Source organism: Actinomadura sp. 7K507, from assembly GCF_004348425.1.
Taxonomy (GTDB): domain Bacteria; phylum Actinomycetota; class Actinomycetes; order Streptosporangiales; family Streptosporangiaceae; genus Spirillospora.
In genome coordinates this window covers 1-1,503 of sequence record NZ_SMKK01000522.1, presented here as the reverse complement: position 1 = coordinate 1,503, position 1,503 = coordinate 1, and the positions used below count along the sequence as shown (strand labels likewise).

1 protein-coding gene is annotated in these 1,503 nt (G+C 73.0%); it reads left to right on the top strand.

The window, feature by feature from the left end; translation table 11 throughout:
• A partial coding sequence (locus tag E1285_RS45035) for an O-antigen ligase family protein (protein WP_207947316.1) occupies positions 1-1,435 on the top strand: 1,435 nt, incomplete at its 5' end.
• Positions 1,436-1,503 lie beyond the last annotated feature (68 nt).

Genomic DNA, 1,503 nt, shown 5'->3' with positions numbered 1-1,503 from the left:
GGGGCCGGACGGGGCGGGACCGCGGGGCCCCCGGAAGCGGTGGCGGCCGGAGGCGATCGCGCTCGTCGCGGGCATCGCCTCGCTGCCGATGCTGATGCCCGCCGGGCTCGCGCCGGGCCCCGGCAACACGGCGCTGCCCGATGTCGTGCTGATCGTGCTCGTCATCATGACGTTCCTGTGGGCGGGGACGCGCAGGCTGCCCGTCCGCTGGCCGTTCCTGCTGCCCACCCTGCTCACCGTCCTCGCGGGCGGCGTCGCGGCGCTGGTCAACGACGTCGGGGCCCTCACCCTCGTCAAGGACCTGTTCGTGCTGCTGTGGGCGGTCTGCGTCGCCAACCTCGGCCGCGACCCGTCCCTGCTCCGCGTGGCGCTGCGCGCCTTCGTCTGGATCGGAACGATCTACGCGCTCGTCATGATGGCCGGTTTCGCGCTCGGGATCGACGCGATGTCCGGCAAGCAGGTCGACGGCGAGCGCCTGATGTTCACCTTCGGCGACGCCAACTACGCGGCCAACTGGTTCATCTGCGTCTTCTTCATCGTGCGCGCCACCCGGTTCCCCGGGCGGAGGTGGCTGCGCTGGACCGTGTGCGGGATCCTCATCGCCGCCGAGCTGCTGACCGGCTCGAACGGCGGCCTGCTCGCGCTCTGCTGCGCCCTGCTGCTCGGCTACCTGTTCCGGCTGCTGCGCGAGGGGAAGGCCCACCACGCGGTGGCGGTCGGCGCCGCGGCCGTGTTCCTCGGCGGCGGAGCGGTCGCCGTGGTCACCCAGGTCGACATCCAGCCGCTCCTGGACCGCGCCAGCCAGGTGTCCCCGGTGATCCGCGACTCCGTCGGCCGGACGACCGGGGAGAGCACCGACTCCCGCAGCACCGTCTTCTCGACGACCTGGGACATGATCAAGGCCCGGGACCATCCGTGGGGCATCGGCGCCGCGCAGACCGAGACGCAGATGCTCGTCCGGCAGGAGTCCTACGTCCAGGAGGCGCACAACGACTACATCGCCTCCGTCCTCGAACGCGGGTTCATCGGCGGGGTCGCGCTGATCCTGATGGTGTCCGTGCTGGTGCTGAGGGCCGTGCGGATCGCGCGGCGGGGCGCGCTGAAGCCCGAGTACGCGCGGCTCGTCCCGCATCCCGAGCTCTTCGGCGCCCTCGTCGCCGTGTTCCTCATCTGCGCCCTGTTCTACGAGGTCCTGCACTACCGGCACGGCTTCGCGATCTTCGGCCTGATCGCCGCCCTCGACCTCTTCGGCCGGCGCACCCGGCGGCCCGGCAGGACGCCGGCGCCGGCGCCCCGCGCGGCTCGCGGTCCCGGCCCGCGCAAGCCCGCCCGCGAAGTGACGCTCCAGGCGAGCCCGCAAGGGCGGACGATCACCGCGCCGCCCGCGCGACCGTACGCGGGGCCGTGCTCGCCCTCCTCGACCATGCGGGGGTGACCCGCATCCGGGTGGCGTGGGAAGCCGAGAAGGGAACGCTGTGCGTCCGCGTCCGGGACGATGGACCG